This is a genomic window from Paenibacillus jilunlii (assembly GCF_900102965.1).
Taxonomy (GTDB): Bacteria; Bacillota; Bacilli; order Paenibacillales; family Paenibacillaceae; genus Paenibacillus_AQ; species Paenibacillus_AQ jilunlii.
On record NZ_FNGM01000001.1, the window covers coordinates 234,828 to 259,906 of the forward strand.

Sequence of the window (25,079 nt, forward strand, 5' to 3'; positions counted from 1 at the left end):
CCGCAATAAGCAATCGCGGAGATTCAGGTGGATAAAGTAAACCTAATTTGGCTAAAATACCCTATCGGGACTAAAGTGAGCCCAATTAGTGATACTTATTCCACCTAGTCTGCCCAACACAGGGGTTTTGAGTAAATTAGTGGTACTTTTTCCACTATAACTGTCCAGTGCAGGGTATTTTAGAAAATTTGTAATACGTACTTAATCCCGCCGCAATAAGCAATCGCGGAGATTCAGATGGGGAAATAAACCTAATTTAGCTAGAATCCCCTATCGGGATTAAAGTGAGCCAGATTAATGATACTTATTTATCTTAAGTTGCCGAATACACGGGGAACAAATTAGCGGTACTTTTTCCATTTTAGCTGACCAGTACGGAATTTTAGCAAGCTAATGGTATTATTCCACTGCTTTAACAAGCGGCAGATTAACGCTGTTACTAATGAGCGTCCCCATAGGCCCTAATCTCGATCAGCTCCGCATGGCGGCTTCCGTTCGTGGATTCAATCACGACCCGAAGGCTTCGTGCCTGCACAGGCTCCGGCAGCCGGTGAACAACCTTGCGCTTGCGGTTGCCGGTTCCGGCGGCAATTTCCGTCCATTCTCCGCCGGCGCCGAGGGCTTCCACCCGGTAATTACGGACCAGTTCGGGGATGATGGCAAAAGGTGTGCGGTGATGGTGCAGATTCACCAGGTCCTCATTGACATCGTCGTTGAAGGTTAGATGAATCTCGCCAAACGTCTGCTCAGCATCCCAATCCAGCTGCAGCCACTCCGGCTTGCCTTCCTTCATCGGCTCCGACATCCACTGCTGCGGTCCGCCGTAAGGACGGTGGTAGCCGTTCACCGCTTTGTCCGCCGCGAACGCCGCGGTTGGCGAACCCAGCCGGAAGCAGAAGGGCCGGCGGGCCTGACCCTTCATCTTCCAGAGGACGACGAGCTGATCTGTGGAGTGGTCCTCCAGTTCCTTGGAGACCTGCGGCTGCTCATCCTTGAAGAAGACCAGCACCCCGCTGTGCGGCTCCAGCGAATGATGAAGGCTGACCGCAGGGTTCGCCTTGATGATCACAAAAGCGTTCTGCGGCTGCTCCGGCTGCCACTGCAGATCAAAGGCCACCCACTGCCGCCGCCCGGCTTCGGCATGTGCGGTTGCCCGTGCCTGCAACGTATGCGGCACGTAATTCTCCCCGCGGCCGGTGTCCCACAGCTCGGCCGTCACTTCCGCTGCCTGCTCCGCGTCGAGCAGCAGTTCAAATCCGCTGATTCCCGGGTCTGCCGGGAACAGCACGGCCACATCCTGCCGCAGCCGGTAGGCTTCGCCCGGCTGCGCCAGCTCCAGTGCGGACTGCACGCTGGAGGCGCTGACCCGCGCCCGGCGTGCAAGATCCGCTTCATCGGTGCTGCGCAGGCCGATGACCGAGGCGTCCTGCCGCAGCAGCGTCTGCCGCAGCTCCGCAAGGTGCCGCGCTTGCAGCTCGCGCGGCGTGGCGCCCAGGCGGCGGCTCAGCGCCGCCCCGGTGCCGGCGGCTTCGCCGATGACGGCGCAGGTCGCCATCACCCGCGTCGTGCCGAAGGCGACATGGGAGGCGCTGATATCGCGCCCGGCCATCAGCATATTCCGCACATTGGCGGAATACAGGGAGCGGAAGGGGATGTGATACACCCCGTCCGCATGCATGTGCTTCGAGCCGCTGGCTTCAGCGTACATCCCCTGCGGGGGATGGAGATCGATCGACCAGCCGCCAAACGCCACGCCGTCCGCGAACTCACGCTGGGCGATAATGTCATTCTGGTTCAGCACGTAGTCGCCGATGAACCGCCGGTATTCGCGTTTGCCGGGCAGCGCGCCGACCCATTCCAGCGTCATGTTATCGGCGCCGAATTTGCCGGAGTTTTTGATATAGTCCCAAATGCCGTAAATAACCGACCACAGCTCGTCGCGGATCATCTCATTATCATGCACCGTGTCATGCTCGCCGCCCCATTCAATCCACCAGTAGTGGCAGCCGGAGTCGCCGCTTCGGATCACCCGGCGGAGCGGAATCGTCGTTTCCGAAATATCCCTGGCAAAAGAAGGCGGGACAAAATTCACCGGTACCCCCGCATCTTTGGTATAAAACAGAATTGTGCTGCCCAGTGTGATGCCGTCAGCCACCTCGGGAGCCCACTCTTCGTTGTATTCACTGCGGGCTTCCCGCCCCAGAGAGAACTTCGCCCCGGCCAGGAAGCCGATGAGACCATCGCCTGTGCAGTCCAGATAGACACTGCTCTTGAACGTAATCCGCCGCTCCGAGGCCATCATCCAGCCCACCACGGCAGTGATCGTCCGGTCATCCTCCGAGCCTTCAGCCTGCACCTCATGGACATCTGTATTCAAATACAGGGTAATATTCGCTTCAGCTTTTACAGCCTCCAGAACCACCAGATCCCAAAGATAAGGATTGCCCTCCGGGTTCCGGTACTGGTTCTCCACGAAAAGCTCGCCCATAATGCCTGTTTCCCGGGCATAACGGTTCGTTCCATGCGCAGTTGCCCCGCAGACCCAGACGCGCACCTCGCTGCTGGAGTTGCCGCCGAGAACCGGGCGGTTCTGCACCAGCGCCACCTTTTGCCCCAGTCTGGCTGCAGCAATGGCTGCACATACCCCGGCCAGTCCGCCGCCGATTACCGTAATGTCATTGTCCACTAGCTCCTGCTTCATAACCATTCACTCCCATGACCTCATTTGGATGAACCTGAATTATTAATTCATATCTCTAATTTCATCATATTCTCAGAGATTTACTTTTTAAATGCACTATATTATCATACAACATATACTTTATTTCACTGGAGATGGATGATTCATGGAGCTTTTGAACCATATTTACTGGCGGCAGAAGGGAGCTTTCGATCTGGCAGAAGATCTCTATGATACTTGGGTGGCTTTTGCCGTGGAAGATGGTGTATTCCGTTATGAAATTGGAGCTCATTCGGGGGAAGCGGGCTTTGCCGATGTGGTGCTGTGTCCGCCGGGGGTTTCCTTCCGCCGGGCAGCCATCACTCCGCTGACCTTTCACTATTTGCAGTTCAGCGCCAGCAATGAGGAGGCGGCACAGCTTCTTCCGCCTGCCGGCAGATCGTTAATCAACGATACCAAGCGGCTCGCTTTGACCTATGCTTATTTGCGTCAGGCGGGCGAGGAGAATGACTTGCCTTCTGAGCGCTGGAAAAATCATCTTCTTATGGATTTATGGCAGCTGATTCAATGGGAGCGCAGACAGAGCCGGCGGAAGGAGACGAAATTCACCGAAGATGTTCTAATGGCGGAAGCAGCACGGCTGCTGGAAGAACAGGCGGGGAAGGCAGTCAGCCTTCAGGAGCTGGCCCGTCAGCTGGCATTAAGTCCGGTACAGCTTACCAGACGGTTCCGTGAGGCTTTTCAGGTGACGCCTTCCGATTATCTCCAAGCGGTCCGGCTCAAAAAAGCGCGCAGCCTGCTGGCCGATAGCACGCTCACCCTCGCACAGATTGCCGAGCGCTGCGGGTATGAGAACGGCTTTTACCTGAGCAGAGTCTTCTCCAAAGCCATGGGCGTCAGCCCCTCAGAATACCGCAGACGGAGCCGGGTGTAAGGATAACATATGGCAGACAGAAGCCGGGGATCACAGATCTCCGGCTTATTGGTGCAGCCAATACTTGCGTTTCACGGAATATTATAATACGATGTACTTAATAACGCGAAGTACTTGGGGAGGGACGAGATTGGAGTTTGAAAAAGAGCTGCTCAAGGGTTACATCGATATTATTTTGATCAGCATTGTAAAAGAGAAGCCGATGTACGGTTATGAGATTGCCAAGAAAGTCCGCGACATCAGCGGCGGAGCTTTTGACCTCAAAGAGGCTACCTTGTATATGGCGCTGAAGCGGCTGGAGAAACAGGGAGTCGTGGAAGCTTTTTGGGGCGGGGAACACGAAGCGAGCGGCGGCGGCAGAAGAAAATATTATCGTCTGCTTGCTGCGGGCGAGGACCGGCTGCGCGGGAGCAGACAAGGCTGGACTATCTTCCGGAATTTTATGGATTCATTATTGGGGAGGGAATAGATCATGACTGATTACAAGCTGAAGGGTAAATCTGCCGGGCGTATTGCAGCATATGTAGAGAATCTGTGCCGGCAAATGAAGGAGCCAAGCGACCAGGTGAATGATTTCCGCGAGGAAATGACGGCCAATCTTACCTCATCTGTACTTGAACAGATGCAGCAGGGTTTGCCGGAGGAGGAGGCCGTAACCGAAGCGCTTGCGCGGTTTGGAGAGCTGGGTGAGGTGAAGAAAGAACTGGTGCGCATCTACAAAATTAAAAGAACCTTTGCAGGCATTGTCCTTAAAGGCGCTTTCTCCCTGCTTTTACTAAGCGCCGTTGTTCTCGGGCTGATCATCGGAGTGTGGAATGAATGGGCCGTGTCCAAGTATCCTAAAGAGGCCTATGCTATGGTACAGGGGGAAGCCAATGTCCGTGGAACTGAGTCATTGTCTGAGCCTCTGCAGCGGAAATTGCAGAACTGGGTGGACCGCACCTGGGGCGTCAAAGGGGTGAGCGTGGAGCCGATTTATGGGAGCGTGGATGATAGAGGCGTGGATCATAGAGTGAACCTGTTCATGTATGCCGGGAACCCGCTTGCGAAAGGGATGCTGAGATTTGTGAATGACTCAGAGGATGCTCCCGCGCCCAAGCAAGACGGATTTTTTGTCAAAACCAATGCGTTCAGCGAAGTTGGATATAACCCTGCAGATCCTGATCTTGACCAGACACAGTATCCGTTTGTCGTTCATGTGGCAATGACTTATTTTAACTATACTTTCTTTTACAGCCTGGGTTTGTTCCTGCTAGGGGGATACGTTCTGCTCTTTGCCGTATGGGCAAGCATGAACGCCTATTATGAGCGCCGCGGCAATGTGGCTTGGGTGCTGCTTTTCCTGTTAACGAATGTGCTCGGCTACGGGTTGTACGTGCTCTCGCGAAGATGGGATCATCCGAGGCTTCAGGTGAATTAAGTTTTATACAGCTGACACGGGTATGAGCATGAATTTGATCAAATCCTGGCAAGAATCCACACTCCCGTTCCTTCCGGACTCTAGAGTCCGGAAGGAACGGGAGACAAGCGGAAGCAAGAGAAGGAGGTTTCATTCATTCCACTCATTTTCTACCTTACGCAACGCTGCAAGCCGTCTACGCGTGATATTGCGCCTGATACAGGCGGCTGTAGGTACCTCCGGCGTTCACCAGCTCCTCGTGACGGCCCTCCTCGGAGATGCCGTCTTCATTGACGACAATGATCCGGTCGGCATTTTTGATCGTGGTGAGACGGTGGGCGATAACAAGGGTCGTCCGTCCTACCGACAGATCCGCCAGCGATTGCTGGATTGCCGCTTCCGTCTCGGTGTCCAGTGCCGAGGTCGCTTCATCCAGAATCAGAATCGGCGGATTCTTCAGGAACATCCGGGCGATGGCCAGCCGCTGCTTTTGCCCGCCGGAGAGCTTCACGCCGCGTTCCCCGATCACGGTATCCATACCGTCCGGGAGGCCATTAATCAGGTCCTCCAGATGGGCGCGTCTGGCCGCCTCCCAGATTTCCGGCAGTCCGGCATCCAGCTTGCCGTAGGCAATGTTCTCGCGGATGGTGCCGGAGAAGAGGAAGACATCCTGCTGCACAATCCCGATTTGCTTGCGCAGCGCGTTCAGCTTCATGTCGCGGATGTCGGTTCCATCGATGGAGATTGAACCTCCGGTGACATCATAGAAGCGGGGCAGCAGGCTGCAAATGGTCGTTTTTCCGGCCCCTGAAGGCCCTACAAAAGCAATGGTTTCCCCGGCATTTACCCTCAGACTGATGCCATCCAGCACCGGCCGGCCCGGATCATAGCCGAAGCCGACCTGGTCAAAAACGATATCTCCGCGCAGCGGACCGGCATCCACAGCGCCGGGTTTGTCAGCGATATCAGGCTCCGTATCAATGACCTCAAGGTAGCGTTTGAAACCGGCAATCCCTTTCGGATAGCTCTCGATCACGGCGTTGATTTTGTCAATCGGGCGGAAAAAGATATTGGACAGCAGAATAAAGGCCACGAATTCGCCAATCTCAAGCTCTCCCTGAATGAAGAACCAGGCGCCGCAGATCATCACAACGATCGTAATCAGACGGGTCATCATATAGCTGACCGATGAGCTTTTGGCCATCAGCTTGTACGCCATCAGCTTGGTTGAGCGGAACATCTGGTTGTCGACGGCAAAAAGCTGCTTCTCATGTTCCTCATTGGCAAAAGATTGAACCACACGGATGCCTCCGACATTATCCTCGATCCGGGCATTGAAGCTGCCCACGTTGCCGAAGAGCTGATGATAGGTGTTGGTCATGTTGCGGCCGAAGTGGATGATAATCCAAGCCATGAGCGGAACCACAATGAAGGTGATAACCGCCAGCTTGAGATTAATATCGGCCATCAGGACAAATGCGCCTACAAGCGTCATAACGGCGATGAACACATCCTCCGGCCCATGATGCGCCACCTCGCCGATATCGTTCAGGTCATTTGTGATCCGGCCGATCAGATGCCCGGTTTTGTTATTGTCAAAAAAACGGAAGGATAATTTCTGGATGTGATCGAACATCTTTTTGCGCATATCCGTTTCGATATTGATCCCCAGCATATGGCCCCAGTAGGTGACGATATATTGCATCACTGTATTCAAGGCGTAAATGGCCATCAGCGCGATACAGGCGATCAGAATCAGCGGCCAGTTCTGACCCGGCAGCAGATCGTCAATGAATTTATTGACCGCCACCGGAAAGGCCAGCTCCAGCAGCCCGGCTCCCACTGCACAGGTGAAGTCGAGAATAAACAATTTTTTATAAGGACGGTAATAGGAAAAAAAGCGACGCAGCATCTCTTGTTCACTCATTTCTGTATGGTTGTGTTACCCTGTTGAGAGTCATTCTCAATAAGAACCTCATGTTAAGGATACTAAAGAGGGTGGAGGGATTTGTCAACGGAAAAGATAATTATAATGAACAGCGCCAGCGTTTTTTGCCGAAACACCCAATCCCAATTCACCCTTGCTACATAATTTAAATGTATTCCAGTAAGAAGGAGGAGTAATCATGGGCGAAAATGTTGGAGGGTACGGCGCTTTTACGTCTACTGGTGCCATTCTGGTTCTGTTCATCCTGCTCGTAATCATTACTAAATCTCTCTGGGTATAATTGCAATTCCTCTTATATGTTCAACAAGCCAGTCTCCAAGGACTGGCTTTTTTTTGCTGCATGCAGCGGCCGGCGTCTCTAGAACCTGTGCAGGAATAGCGGCAAAAGAATATAATGAAACAATATGATTATTACATAGAAAAGCGCATTCCCCCGGACAAGCCTGTGGTTTGGTTCAGAGAATGTGCTGCAACCGGGAGGAAATTATGAAATCCAAACAACAAACCGCTGCTACACTGGAACTGGACAAGGCACGGCCGGACACCGGAGCAACCCGCAGTCTGCTGGTGGTGGGCATTATTTTTGTGGCTGCCGCTCTCCGTGCTCCCTTTACATCCGTTGGCCCCCTGCTGGGCTTGATCCGCGATGATTTGGGGTTGTCCAACACGCTGGCGGGAGCAATTACGACCTTGCCGCTGCTGGCATTTGCGCTGCTGTCGCCTTTTGCGCCGCAGCTCGCCCGCCGGTTTGGCACCGCCAATGTTCTTATGCTCGCCCTGCTGGCCTTGTCCATAGGCATTCTGATCCGTTCGGGCTCAGGCGCGTTTATGCTGTTCGCAGGCACTGCGGTGATCGGGTTATCCATAGCTGTCTGCAATGTGCTGCTGCCGGGACTCATCAAGGGGAAATTTCCAGAGCGGATTGGACTTATGACGGGTGTGTATACCGTATCCATGAATATCTGTGCCGCTGCCGCCTCAGGCATCAGTGTTCCGCTGGCGCAGCATGCCGGAATCGGCTGGCGGGGCACATTGGCACTGTGGTTTGCAGTAGCCGCGTTAGCAACAATATTCTGGATTCCGCAGATGCGGAATATGACTAAGGGAAGTACTGGAGATCACAAACAATCCTCCATCCGGATCTGGCGATCCCCGCTCGCTTGGCAGGTTACCCTGTTCATGGGCCTGCAATCGCTGCTGTATTACGTGCTGATCGCCTGGTTTTCCGTGATTTTGAGTGAGCGGGGGATGTCCTCCAGCCATGCAGGCTGGATTCTGTCCCTTATGCAGCTGGCCCAGCTGCCGTTTACCTTTTTCGTGCCGCTCTGGGCAGGCCGGATGAAAAACCAGCGCAGCCTGGTGATCATAACATTCATTCTGTTCATGATGGGTATTCTCGGTGTCTGGCTGGGCAGCACTGCCTGGATGGCTGTTTGGGCGATTGGTATCGGAATCGCCGGAGGGTTTGCCTTCGGTCTTGCAATGATGTTTTTCAGTCTGAGGACCCGCAGCACACAGGAAGCCAGCGAGCTGTCCGGCATGGCCCAATCTGTCGGGTATCTGCTGGCGGCAATGGGGCCCGCACTATTCGGGCTGCTGCATGATGTGACCCATAGCTGGAACGTTCCGCTGGCGTTACTGGTTGTGGCGAGTATCTTGCTGTTCGTGGCAGGGCTTGGTGCGGGCAGCAGCCGGTTCGTAGGCGACCGCAATTAAGGCAGATGGAGCCGCTTCCGCCTGGATGCGTGAATCAGGAATTTTTCTTGGCGGCCACACGGATTCGCCTGTAGTCCATAACCCATTGATCGCCCTGGAATAACTGCGGCTTCAGTTCCTGTTCGAGAAAAGCGAGAACTTCCGTGCGCTGATCAGGGGGCAATACGCTCAGAATTCCGTCTGCGAAGGTATTCAGCCAGCGCACCAACCCTTGCGCTCCGCCTTGAAGCGGAGTAGGGCGGTCGAAGCAAAGGGCCAGACCGACTGTGAAGCCGTTCTGCTCCAGCAAGGCAGCGTACTCTCCGATGCTGGGGAAATACCAGGGCAGCTCCAGCTTGCCGCTGAACCCGATAGCCTCGAAGGCGCGCGGCAGCCCGGCTGTAACAGAGGCGATGTTGCCCTGCCCGCCGAATTCGGCGATGAGGCGGCCTCCGGGACGCAGGCTGGCGGCCATGCTGGACACAGCCCCCTCTGCATCCCGCAGCCAATGGAGTGCGGCATTGCTGAATATGGCGTCCGCAGCAAGCTCCGAGCGGTAGGCCTGGCCGTCGGCGAGCACGAACTCCAGCTGCGGATGTTTGCTGCGTGCGGCGGCAATCATATCCGGCGATGCATCGATTCCGGTGACAAAGGCACCATACCCGGCAATGGCCGCAGCCAAATCTCCGGTGCCGCAGCCCCAATCGATAATCCTCTCGCCGGGCTGGGGCTGCAGCAGTTCAATCAGCGGCTCTCCAAAGCGGGAAACAAAAGCCATATCCTTATCATAAGTTCCGGTATTCCACTGCTGGTTCATTAGAATGCTCCTTTCGGATGAAGCAGGAATTACTACTGTTGTATCATAGCGTGCACTTATAAGTGAAATATATAAATCGTATAAAAGTAATTGGTATAGCCTATCACAACCTGCGGATGGGTGAGACAACAGCAATGCCTGCCTCTATTAGCTTTGCGCCAGCGGCCAAAAGGAAAACAGAAGCCGCCGGAAGTGCGCCGCTCATCCAGCCTCCAAGCAAGGCTCCGGCGGGAATGGCAGTGCGGGTCAGCACTCTGGAGAAGCTTAAGACTCTGCCCAGCATTGCGGGCGGAACCTTTTCCTGACGGATGGAAGCGGACAAAACGGACCAGGCTGTATTGCAGCCGGATACCAGAGCGAACCCAATCCCCGGAGCCAGCCAGGTATGTCCCCAGGCAACCAGCATGAATCCGCAGGTCCCAATTAGCAGCAGGATTGGAATCAGCCGGCCCCGCCGGAAATGCCGGTCCAGCACGATGACCCCCAGACTGCCGGCTACACCTCCGGCGGCGAGCATTGTGTACGTTAAGCCGATCTGGCCGGTTGGCAGATGCAGTGTCGTAATAAGATAGTAGGTAAGTGTGGCATAGGCCGCGCTATAACCGAAATTGCCGATCGACGCCTGTACAGAGAGAGACAACTGCACCGGACTGCGAATCAGCCAGCGGAAGCCCTGAGCAATGTCTGCAAAAACGCTGCTGGGCGCCATATCTTTTAACGGCTCATAAGGCAGCTTGTACAGCACATACAGAATCGCAGCAAAAGAGGCCACGTCCAGCCACAGGATAGAAGAAATGGTCAGTACGGAAACCAAGCCTCCGGCAATCGCCGGCCCGAGCATATCCGCGAGCTGACCGGCAGTCTGCACTCCGGCATTGGCACGGGTCAGCTCTTTTCCTGAAAAAGACGGAATAATGGTAAATATTGCTATATCATAGGCTGTGGACAATAAGGATAAGAGCAAAGCGATCACATACAGGCACCATAGGGCTAACAGGCCATAATATTCCAGAATGGGAATTAGCGCTATAAGGACCATTCTAGCCGAATCGGTTGCCAGCATCAGCCGCCTGCGGTTGAAACGGTCGAGAATGACGCCTGCAAACGGGGCAAAGAGGATCACGGGCAGCACACTCACCGCGAACAGGGAGCTCATGACAAGCACAGACCCCGTCAGTCTGTAGGAAAGCAAGGGGAGACAGAAGGTATAAAGCGCGTCTCCAATTCTGGAGATGAAATATCCGCCCAGAAATGAGCCCAGAGATCGTTTTTTTTGTGTTGGTACAGCTGACTGGAACTGTTCAGTGTTAGGGTTCATTTCGTACCTCCCATCCCGTTAAGCGCGGCGAGGATGCCGTACAAGCTGAACAACATCAAGGTGACTGCTGAAGAGAGGTTCAGCCAGCGGGTGAAGGACGCCGGAAGTTTACCGCTGATCCATTTGAGTATGGAGGTGAACAGCAGCCACCAGCAGACTGAGCCGGCTGCGATTCCCGCTGGCAGAAACCAGGAGCTCCCGACGGCAGTTCCAAGCGAAGCCGAGAGCGCCGCAAAGCTCAGAATGGTGGCCGGATTCGCCAAGGTCAGCACAAAAGATGACAACAGACAATAGGGGATGCCGCTGCGGCTGGTTTCCGGCTTGGAGCTGGACTCAACCGGTTGCAGGCTTCTTGCACCCAAAAGCCCAAGCACCAGGCTGCCGGACAACCGGAGCGGCACGGCATAGGCAGAAGTGAAATCATTCACAATATTAAAGCTGGAAACGGTAACCAGGGCATATCCGGCATCGGCCAGAGCAATTCCGAAACCGGTGGCTAAGCCTGCCCAGAAGCCCTGCTGCAGGGTCCGGTTCATGCAGAGCAGAGACATGGGGCCGACAGGAGCGGCTACGGCGAAGCCAAAGCCGATGCCGCTGAGAAGGGGAGCCCAGAAGATCATGGAGCTTGTTCCGAAGGGGGCAGCGGGACATTCGGGGTTTCTTTGACCGTTCCCAAGATAATGGTTGTACGGGTGCGGACAATGCCAGGCAGGCTTTTCAGCTCCTCGCTGATGATCCGGTCGAGATCACGGGTCCCCCGGCAGCGCACCTTCAGCACATAATCGTCATCCCCGGCCGTATGATGGCATTCCTGAATCTCCGGCAGCTTCTGCACCAGTTCCAAAAAAGCCTGCCGGTGCGCCGGACGCTCCAGCGAGACCGCAATCAGCGCTCCCAGCCCGTAGCCGGCAGATTCAGCATCGATCAGCGCGGTGTATCCCTTAATCAGGCCTTGTTCCTCCAGCTTCCGCACTCTGTCTGCTGCCGCCGGTGAGGAGAGGCCAAGCAGTCCGGCCAGCTCAGCCCAGGTGATCCTTCCATTGTCCATTACAGCCCTGATGATTTTGTAATCAATGGCATCCACAGCACTCAACCTTTCTTTATTATGTATATATCACAATTTATCTTATATAATTAATTTAATCAAGATATTTATCTTATAATAAATGGTGTAATCCGCAGTTTGCTTTGGTCTTGAAAGAAGATCGTTATGGCTGTCTAAGCTGCAATTAAAATCTCTTGCATTTTATTCGAAAAAAGAGTATAGTCTTACTTACAGCGATTAAAACGCTGAACTGTATAATATGCGGTCATGGCGGAATTGGCAGACGCGCTGGCTTCAGGTGCCAGTGGTAGCAATATCGTGGAGGTTCGAGTCCTCTTGACCGCATCTCACAAAAACCGTTCCTTTGGTGAAATGGAGTACCATCCATTAACCAAGGGAACGGTTTTTTTAATATTTAGCAAACTATATAATGCAAAAGGATGTGGATTGTTGTGGCACTTGGAAGCTTCAGAAGAATCATGCGATGCGGTAGCGCCCAGGTCCATCTGTTGGATGAAGCGGACAGAGAAGACGCTGATTGGTGAAAAATACGATTTTCCCGGCTGATTCAGACTGCACGATGTACAACAATGTGAACCCTAACCACACCCAATGGGCGATAATCCTGCATATTGTACATCGCCCGGGCGTAAATTCCACGTTTTCATTCACCTGCCAAGGTGAATTGGTGCTACATTCGGCCTCCAAATGGTTAAGAAAAATGAACAGAGAGCATATTCCAATAGTACAAAAAGAAAGTATAGCCCAAGCTCATGACTACCAGCAGGTAACGTCCGTATCGGACCATCCGCTTTTCATCCGTATTCTGCTGCTGCCTTACAGTCTTAATGCCCAGGTGGATTGCCGCAGCGGCAGCAAGAAAAGGCAGAGACGAGAATCCCCAGGCATACCATGCCGGATAGCCGAAGAGAACCTGCGAGTTGCCGTACAGGAGCTGGCCGATCAGGAAAACTGTAAAAACGGACGCGATAAATGCCACATGGCCCGGTCTGTTTGGCTTTATACGCCGGATGAACCGCAGTATGCTTCGAATCAGCCCAATGAGAACCATAACGGGCCACGCCAATCCAATACCGGCATAAATGGCCAGAAGAGTAGAAGGCTGCTGTAAGAACGCAGGTTTCTCCTTTATAGTTACCCCCTGGATAAAGGTTAGCTTCCAGACGCCCTCTTGCTGGTGGAACGAGATGAACTCCCCGCTCTCTTTGTCCCGGAACAATCCTTCCCGAACAGGAATATAGGTTTTAGACTCCTCCGATCCCGTTCCCTCCGGAAAGACCCCTGTAATCCGCAGCGTTTCCCCTGCATTTTGCACATCAAAGTTTTTCCCGCCCAGCCATCTGAACCATTTGCCCCAGCCATGCTGCGGCCCCAGACCCATGGTATAGGTACGCGCATATTGCTCTAAGTCAGGAGAGGAAGGGGGAGCTACTGCCGGCTCCTGAATCAGTGGTTCAGGCAGGAGGCGCACAATAGCATCTGTCACTTGATCGCGCAGCGGCTTTCCGGGTGATTGGGCATTGCTCACAACTAATATGCCAAGTTTATGCTCAGGAATCAGCTGCATTTTGGCAGCGAAGCCGTCGATGTCTCCTGTGTGGGACAGGGTGAGAATCCCGTTGTCCGTACGATTCCGGAACAAGCCATAACCTACGCCTTCCACACCCGGATGCTCTGTAAACTGCCGGGCCTGCATTTCTTCTACGGTAGTTTGTTTAAGGATATGCTGTCCATGATAGCTGCCTTCATTCAACAAAGCGATCATGTAGTGAGCCAATTCATCAGGTATCACACTGAGGGCGCCTGCCCCCGGCAGATTCGGGTAAGAATAGGGGATTTCCTGAAAGCTTCCCTCCTGATATTGATAGGATTTAGCCATGTCCGGGTCGCTTTCCTGATGAGCCAGGCTGGCACTCGGCATTTGCAGGGGCCCGAACAGATTGTGCTGCATGTAAGCCTCCAGCGTACTTCCCGTTACTTGTTCAACGAGGAAGCCGGCAAGGCCTGCTCCGGGATTGCTGTAAGCATATTCTGTCCCCGGCTCGCGAACGGGGGGCTGCGTGTCCAGATACTGCCGCAGGAATGTCTCCGCAGGCACAGCCTTGCCGGCAGATGGCGCCGCCAGGTGGTAGACACCTTCATCCAACCCGGCCGTATGCGTCAGCAGGTGATGCAGGGTAATGGGAAGGCCGTGGTATAGGGGGACCTTGAAGTTTGTCAAATAAGTGTTAATATCCTGGTCCATCGCTACCTTCCCTTGCTCCTTCAATTGCATGACCGCTGCTGCAGTCATGGACTTGGTGAGCGATCCGACCCGCATTACGGTATGTCCGGGATCGACAGGAAGCTGTTTCCCGACATCGGCATAGCCGTATCCCTTGCTGAATACAATGCGTTCCCCCTCTGTTACCACAACAGCCGTGCCCGGAATGTGATCTTCCTCCATGATTTTATTAAGGAGAGGGGTCAGGGTTTCCTCAAGCCGTTCCTGCGTAAGGGCGTCATCCGTGCCGGCTGCTTGAGCTGCAGAGACAGTCCCGAAAGTGCCCATCCATAAAATAACAGAAACGATTAAAACAGATTTCAACTTCATCATCAGAACCTCCAAAACTAATGCTGTGTAAATCTTCTGTGATTAGCATAAGGGAGAATTCTTTCACAGCTATGTCGCCAATCTTACAATAACCTTAAATCGCTTAACAAAAGCACGGAATATGATAGACTAATGAACATGAAAGCGGGAATGAATGAGGAGGCTTGGATGTGCAGCGGACGGTACTGCTCGTCGACGACAACCGGGAAATTATAGAGCTTTTGAAGCTTTTTCTGGAGAAGGAAGGACTGCGAATCTTAGAGGCTTATAATGGTGCTGAGGCATGGACATGCATTCAGCAGGAATCCATTGATCTGGCCGTGCTTGATATTATGATGCCTGAGCTTAACGGTGTTCAATTGCTGCAGCTGCTCCGCGCGGAGTACAAGCTGCCGGTTATTCTGCTCTCTGCCAAAAATCAGGACAGTGACAAGATTCTGGGCCTGCGTCTGGGCGCCGATGACTTCATCTCCAAACCGTTTAATCCGCTGGAGGTTGTGGCCCGGATCCATGCCATGCTAAGGCGTACCTATGATTTCAATGAACCGGCAGGACCCGTTCAGGATACCCTGGAGCCTACCAGTATCGGTGAGCTGATGCTTGACCACACGGACTGCGTGTTGTATAAGGCCGGGCGGGAGATTTCATTAACCGCAATCGAATATAAGCTGCTGGCCACGCTGATGAATGCGCCTGGGCGCATTTTTACCAAGAAACAATTGTTCGAGCAGGTCTGGTCGGAACATTATTATGAGGATGCCAATACCATTATGGTGCATATCTCCAGATTGCGGGACAAGGTGGAGGAAACCCCGAAGCAACCTGTGTATATCCGGACGATCCGGGGACTGGGTTATAAGTTTGCCAAAAAGGATGATTTCCGCTGAAAAAAACGAAGCTTTTCTCCAAGTTGATCCGATCCTATGTTTACTTTGCCCTTACGTTGGGGCTGGTTGCTGCAGTTTTTCTGATGATCGCTCTAGATATCGATACTCAAACCATAGAATTTACACTGCCCACACTGCTGCTGATGCTGGGGCTGTTTGGCATGAGTATTTATATATTCAGCCAGTTGATGGTCAAACGCATTACCAGGCCGCTGGAGCATATTGCGGAGGCTATAGAGAGAATGGGCAAAGGAGAATATAAAGAGCGTCTCTCTATTACAGCGGATTACGAGTTCTCGGTGATTCAGCACCGTTTTAATGAGATGGCAGAGTCGCTGGAGCAGGCCGAGCGGGAGAACCGCAGACTGCAGGATAGCAAACAGCGGATGCTGGCGGATCTGTCCCATGATCTAAAAACACCGGTTACGACGATTCAAGGCTATGCCAAGGCACTGCAGGTGGGTTTGGTGGATAGTGAGGAGAAGAAGGAACGGTACCTGCAGCTCATCTATAACAAAGCAACCGTGGTCACTGCGCTGATTGATGATCTGTTCAGACTGTCCAAGCTGGAGCGTCCGGATTATCCTATATCGGTTGAGCAGGGGGACCTGGCTGAATTGCTGAGAGAAATTGCCGCTGATTATTACGATTCCATGGAGGAAAAAGGAATGGTCATGGAACTGGACATCCCTTCGGGTGAGGTTATGGCGGATTATGACCCGGGCCTTATGCGCAGAGCCATAGCCAACCTGTTGTCCAACGCAGTCCAGCATAACACCGGGGGTACGGTGGTACTGATCGCTCTGGAGGAATTGGCTGAGGATGTGAGGATTAGAGTTCAGGATAACGGGGGCGGAATATCCGATGAATTGAAGGATGTGATTTTTGATCCCTTTGTGCGCGGGGATGCGGCCCGGCCGGGAGATGGGGGCACCGGGCTGGGGCTGGCGATCTCTAAGCAAATCCTGGAGCTGCACAGAGGAGAACTGAGACTTGATAACCGGAACGGACTAACCGTATTTGAGCTTGTGGTCTGCAAGAAATCCGGGACCGGAGAACCGGCAGCAGGACAAGAAGCCTGATTGTTTACCCTCATCTTGCTCTGCTGGAGAACGGGGGGATTGGCGAGTCGCTCTACGCCAAGCGGGTACGTCATCCCCCGATTTTCCTTTTCTGGTGGCTGCTGACTACTATATATGTCTTTTTAGTGAACGCTGAACTGCTGATTGGCAACGTATCGGCCGGGTATATAGCTGGCTTCACCTGGTATCTGCTGGACTTCATGACTAAAGGCAAGATGACCGGACATTTCTATCAATTTGGCCTGTTGGGGCACGAGTGGGATAACGACAAATGGCTGCTTGCCGGGCTATCCTTGGTCCTGGCCCTTATCTGCGTCAGTCTGCTCCCTTTTTACAATTTCCCCAGAAATTCCATTCACAATCCCCCCCGCCCCTTCACATCAGAAGCAACTTTTCCGAAAAAAAGGTATACTATGATTAGTTTCAGTCCCCACTTTCACAGAGGAGGATCTATCACTTGACCGATACACTCTTTAAGCATCTGTATTTGCAGTCCTCTATAGGGTTCGCAGTAGTCTCCACGAAAGACGGAACCATGATGATGGCGAATCCTGCGCTTTGCAGCATGTTCGGCTACACGGAAGAGGAAATGATGAAGCTCCGTTACCTGGATACCGCATTGCCGGAGGATGAACCTACTGCCAATCATGAGCTTATTATGGAATATTTGCTGCAAAGTCCCGGAGCGGCTGTAGATAAAGAGAAACGATTCGTGCGCAAGGACGGCAGTATCATCTGGATTGCATTACATATTTTTTTAACATTCGATGAAGCTACTGGCGCCCCTCTTCATCTGATTGCCGAGATGACGGAAATTACCAGCCGCAAGCTAGCCGAGAAAAAAATAGAAGAGGACCGTCTGCTCTATAATCTGATTACGCAAAATACGCCGGACATAATCTCCTTTGCCGACACGGACGGAACGGTGCAGTATGTGTCGCCGTCTGTTGAGAAGCTGCTGGGATACTCCATTGACGAGGTAATCGGCAGGAAAAGGCCTGATTTCTACCATGAAGAAGATGCGATAGAAATGGAGCAGCACGGGAAGATGTATTCCGACAGTGATGTCTTTACCCAGCGGGCCCGGCATAGAGACGGACATTATCTCTGGCTCGAAAATTCGTTTCAGGTTATGCGTGACAGCCAGGGCGGCGTGGAGAAGATTCTGACTATTGCCCGCGACATTACGGAACGCAAGAAATATGAGAATTTACTTGCAACTGCCCAGGAATTGGGAAACATCGGTTCATGGGAATGGGACTCCCTGAATGGGCGGATGACCGTCTCGAAGCAGCTGCGCTCCATTTTTGATCTGTGCCAGGACAACAGCGCGGCTACACACAGCCATATCGATTATGTGCAGCTGCTGGCCCGCGTGGTTCCCGAGGATATAGCCTTGCTTCGAGCCGAACTGAGCAAGACCTTGAAGTCCGGGATTAACGGCCAATCGGTATTCAGGATTGAAAATGACAAAGGTGAGCGCAAGTTCATCTATACCCATTGGGAGGTAGTGCTGGATACAGCCGGAAAAACCCTGCAGATCAACGGCATAGTGCAGGATATCACCGAACGTTACCGGATGGAGGAGCAGCTGCGTGAGAGTGAGCGGAATTACCGGCTGATCTCGGAGAATTCCCTGGATTTTATCTCCCGGAATGCGACGGACGACGAAGCTACTTACTTGTATGCTTCTCCGGTCTGCCTGCAGATGCTCGGCTATACACCGGAGGAGATGGAAGGCTCAAGCGGCATGCGGTATGTTCATCCGGAGGATCTGGACAAAGTTCGTGCGTACTTACAGGAAAGCATGGAGGGCAAAAAGCTGGAGCCGATAATGTTCCGGTTTTTGTGCAAGGACGGCTCTTACCTCTGGACGGAAACGACGCTCCGCCATATCAGTTCAGGTCCGGGAGGCCCGGCGGAAATGGTCTGCGTCACCCGCAATATCTCTGAGCGCAAGCAATACGAGTTGAAGCAGCTGGAGAGCGAGAATCTCTATAAATCCCTGTTCGAATATAATCCTTCGGCGATTAGCGCCATGGATTTGAACGGGCATATCCAATCGCTGAATGCCAGCCTGCAGCAATTAACGGGGTATCCGCATGATAGCCTGCTGCATGCCAGCCACACTGAGATTATTGATCCGGATGAACTGGAAATGGCTGAGCAGCGTTTTGAGCTGGCTGCGAAGGGTCTCCCCCAGATCTTTGAAAGCAGGCTGATCCACCGGGAAGGCTATTCCGTTGAAGTCAGCGTGATCTATGTACCGATTATGGTGAACAGCCAAGCCGTCGGTGTATTCAGTATTACCAGCAACATTACGGAACACAAACGTCATCTGCAGCAGATAGAGAAACTCAGCTATGAGCATGCACTTATTCTGAATTCAGTCTCCGAAGGTATCTTTGGCATGAATCTGCAGGGAGAAACGATGTTCATTAATCCGGCTGCATCGACGATGCTGGGATATGAGCCCGGCGAACTGGCAAGGAACATTAAGCTGCATACCGTAGAACAAAGATGGCTGGACGCCGAGCCGTATGCCAGCGGGCGGTGGGCGCAGCCGGATTCCTTGTCGGGCCAGGTCTCTTACGAGGACAAGGAAGGAGTATTCTGGAGACAGGACGGCTCCAGCTTTCTGGTTAAATACCGCATGTCCCCATTATTTGATAAGGGTGAACGGAAGGGAGCGGTTGTCGTCTTCCGGGACATTACCGAAGAGAAGGCTATAGTGCGGGCTAAAGAGTCTGCAGAGCAGGCAGACCGCGCCAAGTCTGAATTCCTGGCAATCATGAGCCATGAGCTGCGCACGCCGATGAACGGGATTATTGGCATGGCGGATCTTCTGGCGGGAACAGAGCTTGATGAAGAACAGCAATACTATACAGAAATCATCAACAAAAGCAGTGAGTCCCTGCTGCATATTCTGAACGAGGTGCTGGACTTCAGCAAGATTGAAGCCGGCATGATGACGCTGGACCTCCAGACGGTGGACTTGGCCCAGGTGATCAAGAATGTCATGGAGCTGTTTTATCCAAAAGCCCTGGAGAAAGGTCTGCTTCTGGACAGTAAGCTGGACCCTGATCTGCCGCTGCTTGTGGTGACGGATGAGATCCGCTTGCGGCAGATTCTGGTGAATCTCATTGGCAATGCGGTAAAATTCACCGAGGAAGGTGAAATTCACGTTGCAGCGAAGCTGCAGTCGATCGCCGAGACCGGAGATCTGGTTATTAAGTTTACGGTAAAAGATACCGGAATCGGCATTCCCCTGGAAAGCCAGGGACTGCTGTTTCAGTCCTTTTCCCAGCTGCATCCTTCAATTAACCGCAAGTACGGCGGCACAGGCCTGGGGCTGGCAATCAGCAAAAAGCTGGTTGAACTGCTGGGCGGGATGATTGGTGTGGAAAGCAATGAAGGGGAAGGGGCGGAATTCTTCTTCACCATCCATGTTTTTCTGCCTTTGTCCGAACCTGCCTATCAGCAAATCCCTATGGCCGGCATGGAGAACGGGAATGGAAAAGAGGCGCCGGACAGAACGTCTTCCGAAGGCGAATACGGCCCGCTGTCCATTCTGGTTGCCGAAGATCATCCGGTGAATCTCCAATTGCTTCAGGCTTATCTCAAAAAGCGCGGCTACTATGCTGATGTGGCCTTAAACGGGGAAATGGCCGTAGAAATGGTGCGCTCGCATTCATATGATCTGGTGTTCATGGATATCCAAATGCCGCAGATGGACGGAATTGAGGCGACAAGTATAATACGCCACGAGATGGGGCTGTCGCCCGTTATTGTTGCAGCAACGGCTTTTGCGCGCAAAGAGGACAAGGAGCTGTGTCTCAGAGCAGGCATGCAGGATTTCATCTCCAAGCCGATATCACCGGCTGAGGTGGACCGGGTGCTTAGGGATTGGTCAGCCCATATCCTCAGATAAGAAACAGAGGGGTTATGATAATTAGTTGCAGTCATAGTGTTATTTGCTGTTTTGATATAATGGCGTGTTGCTGAGAAAAGCCGTAATGCCTCTGAGGAGACTGGTGGTTTGCTGAGAAGGGCCGAAGTCTCTGAAGATCAGTACTACAACTGTTGTGGACTGTAGAGCCGTTATTTGCAGGTTTTGGAGCATTTGACAAGACTTCCGGAATCCAGCATTTGCAGTTCTACTAGATCATGGAGGGGCCGCCTGGCTTGGCGGTCACTCTCTCCGAGATGCTGGGCCAGTTCAAGCGGTGTCAGCGGTCTTAGTAGCCACAAGCTGCTGACATTGCTTGGGTTCGCCGGTGATCGAAGGGTAGGCAATAACGATAGCTGTTGCCAAAATCGCGGACCTCCCACTCCGGGAATAAGTCATTAAAGTTGCCTGCAACCGGAAACCAGACGCAGCGGAGAAATTCAACCATACCATGCCCCAGCCCTTTTTCTAACAACTCCAGCCTCCGCGGCCCCTTTTCCGCCTCTATATTTGAGTGCATCCGCGCTGCATATTGCTGCTCAAACCGTGTCATTCTAAATCCCTCCTGATTGTAAATAACATCCGGATTACTTGAGTTATACTTGCAAGACAAAAGAAAAGCCGCTTAACTCCAATCCCTCCAGACATTTCCGGACGGATGTGCAGTTAAGCGGCGTGTGCTTCACGGCCTTTTTGGTTATTATAGCGGGTATTACCATTTCATTCAACTAAATTGAAAGGGGGGCAAGTGAATGAGAGGGCTGCTGTATGCGCTGTTTGCTGTGCTGTATATTTTGATAACATTTTTTGGTCTCGGTCCGGTGCTGTTCGCCGACGGCTCTGGGAGAGAGCGGCTGCTTACACTAATTGTGGTGCTCCTGATTTACGCTGCGGTCACAGTTGGGCTGCGGATCATCTTGAAATGGTTGCGCAGGCGTTGACAAACTGCCGCGGCCTGGCTATATTTGAATTAATCGTAATAGTTACGAATATAATTCAGCCAGTAGGAAGGTAGCGGAATATCCACACATGAAACGCGGTGATATGATTCTTATTCTTGTGGTGCTGCTGGTGGCCGGTTCCCTATACGGAATCAAGGCTTATAAGGACCATAACGAACATTATGCACAAGGTGAATTGAAGGCAGTAATTACAGTGGACGGCATGGAGTACAGGACGGTATCCTTGACCAAGGAAGAGCAAATGATCGATATCCAAACAAAGTTTGGCCACAACATCCTAAAAGTATATGACTACGGAATTCGTATGACCTACTCGGATGCCCCGCTCCCGATTGCCCTCGACATGGGGTTTATCTCCAGACCTAAGCAGCAGATCCTCTGTATTCCGGCGCGGCTGATGGTGGAAGTCATTAATCCGCACCGGTCTATCAATGACGATAATGAGCTGGATGCGGTTATTCAGCCTTGAGCCCGGATTGCTGGATTTCAGCCCAGGCAGCTGCCGAGTCGGCATTGGTATAGACGTATGGAGTGGAAGGCTGGGGGACGGGAATAATTGCCTCTGGTGTGATTTGGATAACTTCCTTGCCCATATAGGTCGAAATATGAAGCTTGCCCCGAACCTCAATCCAGGTGTCGGCGGGCAGGCTTATTTGCGTTCGGGGGTCCAGGAGGATGCCCAACGGAGTTGCGTCCGCTGTGCAGCACTGAACCAGAAAGCGGCTTACAGCATACGATTTAGGGGTTCCGTCCTTGTTCTCCTGATACAGGAAGCCGGTTACCGTAATGGATCTGCCCTCGAATTGCTGTTTGTACAAGTCGATGGCTCCCAAAGTTTCGGAGAATATTTCCGGATACACCTGAATGACCGGCTGGGCATACAGCTTCCCGGCGAGCTCGGCGAACTCCTCAAGGTAGGGGCTGGCGGCGTTGAACTTTACATGTTCAGCGGCTTCATCGGCAACGTAGGATAGGGCCATGCCTTTTTTGGCGGCTGCCGCACTGCCGAGCGAACGGTCAGGGAGCAGGAAGCCGAGCAGCAGCGGGAAAAGAAACAGGCCGTACAGCATAACGCTGTTCAGCCCGGAACGCGGCAGGCGGTGCTCGCAGTCACAGAGCCTTGCGCTTTTGCCGAATAAAGCCTGGATTCCCAGACTCAGCGCCATCAGCGAGAGCGGAACCGGGCAGAGGCGAATCCAGCGTGCCAGCTTGGGGGCGACATAATAATGCAGCGCATCCTGCTGGACCAGGTGCCCGATATAGAGCGCGAAGAGCAGCAGCAGCAGCGCCCTGAATCCATAGTGCATCCGGATGCTCCGGGAGTCATTCATGCGGCGGACCTCCTGAACGTTCTTGTGCGTGTCATAGCCACAGAGAGGCTAGAACAGAACCGATAAACACGGTAGAGACGATCATGAAAAACAAGTAAAGCGCAAATTTGGTCTTAAAGAGCGAGAGCAGCATCAGCGAGTTTTTGAAATCGAGCATCGGTCCGAGCACCATGAAGGCCAGCAGGGAGCCGCTTGGAAAAGTATGCAGAAAGGTGGAAGCCACAAAAGCATCCGAGGTGGAGCACAGCGAGAGCACATAAGCCAGTCCCATCATGAACAGGTAGGAGCCGAGCGGCTTCCCGCCAATGGCGGCCAGACTGCCTTGGTCCATAAAGGTCTGGATGCCGGAGGTAAGCAGACAGCCGATAATCAGGTATTTGCCCATTTCAAAAAACTCGTCCGATGTATGCACGAAGACGGCAACCAGCTTGCCTCCGCGTGTGCTCCGCTCATGGGGTTCCCCGCTTTCACGGGCGATGGAGAGCCGAAGCGGTGTTTTGCGGACGGTGGCATAGACTGCAAGCCCGATAACAGCAGCTACAATAAAAGCGAGACCCATCCGGGCATACGCCAGCTCCGGATGGGCGCGGAAGGCCGTCAGTGTGGCCCCGTACACGACCGGATTCAGAATCGGACCGGAGAGTATGAAGACGATAGCCACATACAGCGGCATGCCTTTGTGCATCAGGCGGCGGACCAGCGGAATCATCCCGCATTCACATACGGGGAAGAGGATGCCGAGCAAGCAGCCGAACAGGATGGCCGGGAGCGGCCGCCGCGGAATCCAGCGGGAGATCATCTCATCCGGCACGAAAACGCGAAGCAGCGAAGAGAGCAATGCGCCTAGAAGCACAAACGGCAAAGCTTCCAGCAGAATGCCGATGAAGCCGGTTTTAAAGGCCCCGGTGTAGGCGTTGTTCAGTACCTGCGGGTGGCCGGGAAGCCAGAGAATGCAGGCGGTAATCAGAAAAGCGGCAGGGATCAGCAGCGGCAGTGCTTTGAGCGGCGAAAAGAGGGTCAAGGCTGATAGAACAAGGCGGACCAGCGGTCGGTCAGCTGCTTCTCATCCAGATTGAGTCCGATGAACACCACATACGGCTGCCCGGGATACCGTGAAAATTCCCAGTTGCAGCGGTTTCCGGCATATTGCACTAGCTGGACCCCGTCCCGCCCCGCCAGCCGGACATGCCCCTTGGCTCTTACCAGGCTGTCCCCCCACTCCCGGAAAAAGCCCTCCAGCAGCTCCGGCCGGACTCCGTCTGCCGCTCCCGGCGGAAAGGTCAGCGTTACAGCCGCCACCTGCGAATAAGAGGTCTCGTGCGCGGATTCCGGCTCCTGCACCGCGGTTGCTCCGTGACCGCTGACCGCACTGTTGATCCGCTTAAGTGCCATACCGTTTATTTCCCGGCTTCCGCGCTGCAGAGCCGGAGTGCGCTGCTCTTGGGGTGCAATTCCTGCCAGCAGCGGAGAGAGGTTGATTTTACTGTAATGTGTGAATACAATCTCGGCGTCCGTATTATAGCGGCTGGCCATTTTTTCAATGCGCCATAAGGTTTCCGGTTCGACCAGATCACTTTTGTTAACGATGATCAGACCGGCGCTGGAGAGCTGCCGGCGCAGCGTCCGCACGAGCTGCTTATCGGCGGAGAAGCGGCTGCCGTATTCCAGCACGTTTTCTGCATCCAGCACGGTAATGGAATAGTGCAGCACGAGCCGCCCGCTCAGCGCAGGCTCCAGAAGGGATTTGGCAATTTCCTCGGGATTGGCCACCCCGGTAAGCTCGATATAGATCACATCCGGCCGCCGGGCGAGCAGCAGCTCCAGAGTCCTTGGCAGCTCATCCTTGCGGCTGCAGCAGACGCAGCCGTCCAGCAGTTTTTCCACATTTGCACCGGCATGTTCCTGCAGAATGTAACCATCCACATCCTTTTTGCCGAGCTCATTCATCACAATGCCGGGAGTAAGCCCCCTGGCCTTGCTCTCCTTGAGCAGCGACAGCAGCAGTGTTGTTTTCCCGCTCCCCAGAAAACCTCCAAGGATGATTACCGGTATCTTCATAGTTCTCCCTCCCGCTTTTGTTCCTGCAATTGCAAGAATCATATTTTCATAATCTATCTATACGTACTTGCTCTCCCGGAAAGACCACAAATTAAAGAGAGTTGTAATTTTGCGCGTCTATGGTTGACACTTGGCGGATCAAACATGTAGAATGTGTAAATCGTAATAATTACGATTAGATGAAAAGGAGCTGATCTTTTTGAGAGTTATCGTGACCCTTGCCTGTACAGAAACCGGCGACCGCAATTACACCACCACCAAAAACAAGAAAACCCAGCCGGGACGCCTCGAGATGAAAAAATACAGTCCCCGCCTGAAACGGGTTACGCTGCACCGTGAGACCCGTTGATCCGCCGGAAA

Annotated in this window: 21 protein-coding genes, 1 tRNA gene and 1 pseudogene; 12 read left to right on the forward strand and 11 right to left on the reverse strand. The window is 53.2% G+C overall.

Annotated features, from left to right (window positions below; genetic code table 11):
* Positions 1-439: 439 nt before the first annotated feature.
* A complete protein-coding gene (locus BLQ82_RS01060) occupies positions 440-2,701 on the reverse strand; it encodes an FAD-dependent oxidoreductase (protein ID WP_074647577.1) in 2,262 nt (753 codons plus the stop codon).
* Positions 2,702-2,846: 145 nt separating this feature from the next.
* Here BLQ82_RS01060 and BLQ82_RS01065 point away from each other — a divergent pair, with 145 nt between their 5' ends.
* The 3 genes from BLQ82_RS01065 to BLQ82_RS01075 all read left to right on the forward strand — a co-directional run bounded on the left by BLQ82_RS01065 (position 2,847) and on the right by BLQ82_RS01075 (position 5,034).
* Entirely contained in the window at positions 2,847-3,614 is a 768-nt protein-coding gene (locus BLQ82_RS01065) for a helix-turn-helix domain-containing protein (RefSeq protein ID WP_062526564.1), read from the forward strand.
* Positions 3,615-3,744: 130 nt separating this feature from the next.
* Positions 3,745-4,083 (forward strand): PadR family transcriptional regulator, encoded by a 339-nt coding sequence (locus tag BLQ82_RS01070; RefSeq protein WP_062526566.1) that lies wholly within the window; start codon positions 3,745-3,747, stop codon positions 4,081-4,083.
* 3 nt (positions 4,084-4,086) lie between these two features.
* Entirely contained in the window at positions 4,087-5,034 is a 948-nt protein-coding gene (locus BLQ82_RS01075; protein ID WP_062526569.1) for a permease prefix domain 1-containing protein, read from the forward strand.
* Positions 5,035-5,209: 175 nt separating this feature from the next.
* Here the strand turns inward: BLQ82_RS01075 and BLQ82_RS01080 are convergent, their stop codons facing one another.
* Positions 5,210-6,925: an ABC transporter ATP-binding protein gene (locus tag BLQ82_RS01080; protein WP_062526571.1), complete on the reverse strand. Its 1,716-nt coding sequence runs from the start codon at positions 6,923-6,925 to the stop codon at positions 5,210-5,212.
* A 214-nt stretch (positions 6,926-7,139) separates the two neighbouring features.
* Here BLQ82_RS01080 and BLQ82_RS32305 point away from each other — a divergent pair, with 214 nt between their 5' ends.
* Both BLQ82_RS32305 and BLQ82_RS01085 read left to right on the forward strand, forming a co-directional pair.
* The gene (locus BLQ82_RS32305; protein WP_202676401.1) at positions 7,140-7,241 is read left to right on the forward strand and encodes a sporulation protein YjcZ; all 102 of its coding nucleotides are present in this window, start codon (positions 7,140-7,142) and stop codon (positions 7,239-7,241) included.
* Positions 7,242-7,447: 206 nt separating this feature from the next.
* Entirely contained in the window at positions 7,448-8,677 is a 1,230-nt protein-coding gene (locus BLQ82_RS01085; RefSeq protein ID WP_062526573.1) for a CynX/NimT family MFS transporter, read from the forward strand.
* 34 nt (positions 8,678-8,711) lie between these two features.
* Here the strand turns inward: BLQ82_RS01085 and BLQ82_RS01090 are convergent, their stop codons facing one another.
* The 4 genes from BLQ82_RS01090 to BLQ82_RS01105 form a co-directional block, all read right to left on the reverse strand.
* Positions 8,712-9,473, reverse strand: a complete 762-nt coding sequence (locus BLQ82_RS01090; protein WP_074647580.1) for a class I SAM-dependent methyltransferase — start codon at positions 9,471-9,473, stop codon at positions 8,712-8,714.
* Positions 9,474-9,576: 103 nt separating this feature from the next.
* Positions 9,577-10,791: an MFS transporter gene (locus tag BLQ82_RS01095; RefSeq protein ID WP_062526576.1), complete on the reverse strand. Its 1,215-nt coding sequence runs from the start codon at positions 10,789-10,791 to the stop codon at positions 9,577-9,579.
* On the reverse strand, positions 10,788-11,411 hold the full coding sequence (locus tag BLQ82_RS01100) for a LysE family translocator (protein ID WP_062526579.1): 624 nt from the start codon (positions 11,409-11,411) through the stop codon (positions 10,788-10,790). The genes BLQ82_RS01095 and BLQ82_RS01100 overlap by 4 nt, the downstream gene beginning before the upstream one ends.
* Positions 11,408-11,875: an Lrp/AsnC family transcriptional regulator gene (locus BLQ82_RS01105; RefSeq protein WP_074647582.1), complete on the reverse strand. Its 468-nt coding sequence runs from the start codon at positions 11,873-11,875 to the stop codon at positions 11,408-11,410. The genes BLQ82_RS01100 and BLQ82_RS01105 overlap by 4 nt, the downstream gene beginning before the upstream one ends.
* A gap of 222 nt (positions 11,876-12,097) precedes the next feature.
* Here BLQ82_RS01105 and BLQ82_RS01110 point away from each other — a divergent pair.
* Positions 12,098-12,181, forward strand: a tRNA-Leu gene (locus tag BLQ82_RS01110).
* 367 nt (positions 12,182-12,548) lie between these two features.
* On the opposite strand, the gene BLQ82_RS01115 is transcribed toward BLQ82_RS01110, so the two are convergent.
* Positions 12,549-14,453 carry a serine hydrolase domain-containing protein gene (locus tag BLQ82_RS01115; protein ID WP_082722793.1) on the reverse strand — a complete coding sequence of 635 codons (1,905 nt, stop codon included), beginning with the start codon at positions 14,451-14,453 and terminating at the stop codon, positions 12,549-12,551.
* A 167-nt stretch (positions 14,454-14,620) separates the two neighbouring features.
* On the opposite strand from BLQ82_RS01115, the gene BLQ82_RS01120 reads away from it, so the two are divergent.
* The 3 genes from BLQ82_RS01120 to BLQ82_RS01135 all read left to right on the forward strand — a co-directional run bounded on the left by BLQ82_RS01120 (position 14,621) and on the right by BLQ82_RS01135 (position 20,350).
* On the forward strand, positions 14,621-15,337 hold the full coding sequence (locus tag BLQ82_RS01120) for a response regulator transcription factor (RefSeq protein WP_062526583.1): 717 nt from the start codon (positions 14,621-14,623) through the stop codon (positions 15,335-15,337).
* Positions 15,338-15,420: 83 nt separating this feature from the next.
* Complete coding sequence (locus BLQ82_RS01125) at positions 15,421-16,419, forward strand: HAMP domain-containing sensor histidine kinase (protein WP_082722799.1); 999 nt, start codon at positions 15,421-15,423, stop codon at positions 16,417-16,419.
* 457 nt (positions 16,420-16,876) lie between these two features.
* Positions 16,877-20,350, forward strand: a complete 3,474-nt coding sequence (locus tag BLQ82_RS01135) for a PAS domain S-box protein (protein WP_244280665.1) — start codon at positions 16,877-16,879, stop codon at positions 20,348-20,350.
* Positions 20,351-20,520: 170 nt separating this feature from the next.
* Here BLQ82_RS01135 and BLQ82_RS01140 read toward each other — a convergent pair.
* A pseudogene (locus BLQ82_RS01140) lies at positions 20,521-20,921 on the reverse strand (hypothetical protein).
* Between the two features lie 199 nt (positions 20,922-21,120).
* Between BLQ82_RS01140 and BLQ82_RS01145 the strand changes: the two are divergent.
* Together BLQ82_RS01145 and BLQ82_RS01150 are read left to right on the forward strand one after the other, a co-directional pair.
* Positions 21,121-21,309, forward strand: coding sequence for a DUF6954 family protein (locus BLQ82_RS01145; protein ID WP_062526591.1), 189 nt, complete (start codon positions 21,121-21,123; stop codon positions 21,307-21,309).
* Between the two features lie 88 nt (positions 21,310-21,397).
* A complete protein-coding gene (locus BLQ82_RS01150; RefSeq protein WP_062526593.1) occupies positions 21,398-21,799 on the forward strand; it encodes a NusG domain II-containing protein in 402 nt (133 codons plus the stop codon).
* Here the strand turns inward: BLQ82_RS01150 and BLQ82_RS01155 are convergent.
* The 3 genes from BLQ82_RS01155 to BLQ82_RS01165 are packed head-to-tail and all read right to left on the reverse strand — an operon-like array spanning position 21,786 to position 24,719.
* Positions 21,786-22,661 carry a TIGR03943 family putative permease subunit gene (locus BLQ82_RS01155; RefSeq protein WP_062526595.1) on the reverse strand — a complete coding sequence of 292 codons (876 nt, stop codon included), beginning with the start codon at positions 22,659-22,661 and terminating at the stop codon, positions 21,786-21,788. The genes BLQ82_RS01150 and BLQ82_RS01155 overlap by 14 nt on opposite strands.
* Before the next feature lie 31 nt (positions 22,662-22,692).
* Positions 22,693-23,682 carry a permease gene (locus tag BLQ82_RS01160; RefSeq protein WP_062526597.1) on the reverse strand — a complete coding sequence of 330 codons (990 nt, stop codon included), beginning with the start codon at positions 23,680-23,682 and terminating at the stop codon, positions 22,693-22,695.
* Positions 23,679-24,719 carry a CobW family GTP-binding protein gene (locus BLQ82_RS01165; protein WP_062526599.1) on the reverse strand — a complete coding sequence of 347 codons (1,041 nt, stop codon included), beginning with the start codon at positions 24,717-24,719 and terminating at the stop codon, positions 23,679-23,681. Before BLQ82_RS01165 ends, BLQ82_RS01160 begins: the two co-directional genes overlap by 4 nt.
* Positions 24,720-24,918: 199 nt before the next feature.
* Between BLQ82_RS01165 and rpmG the strand changes: the two genes are divergently transcribed.
* Positions 24,919-25,068: a 50S ribosomal protein L33 gene (gene rpmG / locus BLQ82_RS01170; protein WP_025705318.1), complete on the forward strand. Its 150-nt coding sequence runs from the start codon at positions 24,919-24,921 to the stop codon at positions 25,066-25,068.
* Positions 25,069-25,079 lie beyond the last annotated feature (11 nt).

Excerpts from the sequence above, each read along its gene's own strand:
- BLQ82_RS01060 (WP_074647577.1), bottom strand. The coding sequence starts at position 2,701 with ATGAAGCAGGAGCTAGTGGACAATGACATTACGGTAATCGGCGGCGGA.
- BLQ82_RS01065 (WP_062526564.1), top strand. The coding sequence starts at position 2,847 with ATGGAGCTTTTGAACCATATTTACTGGCGGCAGAAGGGAGCTTTCGAT.
- BLQ82_RS01075 (WP_062526569.1), top strand. The coding sequence starts at position 4,087 with ATGACTGATTACAAGCTGAAGGGTAAATCTGCCGGGCGTATTGCAGCA.
- BLQ82_RS01080 (WP_062526571.1), bottom strand. The coding sequence starts at position 6,925 with ATGCTGCGTCGCTTTTTTTCCTATTACCGTCCTTATAAAAAATTGTTT.
- BLQ82_RS32305 (WP_202676401.1), top strand. The coding sequence starts at position 7,140 with ATGGGCGAAAATGTTGGAGGGTACGGCGCTTTTACGTCTACTGGTGCC.
- BLQ82_RS01085 (WP_062526573.1), top strand. The coding sequence starts at position 7,448 with ATGAAATCCAAACAACAAACCGCTGCTACACTGGAACTGGACAAGGCA.
- BLQ82_RS01090 (WP_074647580.1), bottom strand. The coding sequence starts at position 9,473 with ATGAACCAGCAGTGGAATACCGGAACTTATGATAAGGATATGGCTTTT.
- BLQ82_RS01095 (WP_062526576.1), bottom strand. The coding sequence starts at position 10,791 with ATGAACCCTAACACTGAACAGTTCCAGTCAGCTGTACCAACACAAAAA.
- BLQ82_RS01100 (WP_062526579.1), bottom strand. The coding sequence starts at position 11,411 with ATGATCTTCTGGGCTCCCCTTCTCAGCGGCATCGGCTTTGGCTTCGCC.
- BLQ82_RS01115 (WP_082722793.1), bottom strand. The coding sequence starts at position 14,453 with ATGATGAAGTTGAAATCTGTTTTAATCGTTTCTGTTATTTTATGGATG.
- BLQ82_RS01125 (WP_082722799.1), top strand. The coding sequence starts at position 15,421 with ATGATCGCTCTAGATATCGATACTCAAACCATAGAATTTACACTGCCC.
- BLQ82_RS01145 (WP_062526591.1), top strand. The coding sequence starts at position 21,121 with ATGAGAGGGCTGCTGTATGCGCTGTTTGCTGTGCTGTATATTTTGATA.
- BLQ82_RS01150 (WP_062526593.1), top strand. The coding sequence starts at position 21,398 with ATGAAACGCGGTGATATGATTCTTATTCTTGTGGTGCTGCTGGTGGCC.
- BLQ82_RS01155 (WP_062526595.1), bottom strand. The coding sequence starts at position 22,661 with ATGAATGACTCCCGGAGCATCCGGATGCACTATGGATTCAGGGCGCTG.
- BLQ82_RS01165 (WP_062526599.1), bottom strand. The coding sequence starts at position 24,719 with ATGAAGATACCGGTAATCATCCTTGGAGGTTTTCTGGGGAGCGGGAAA.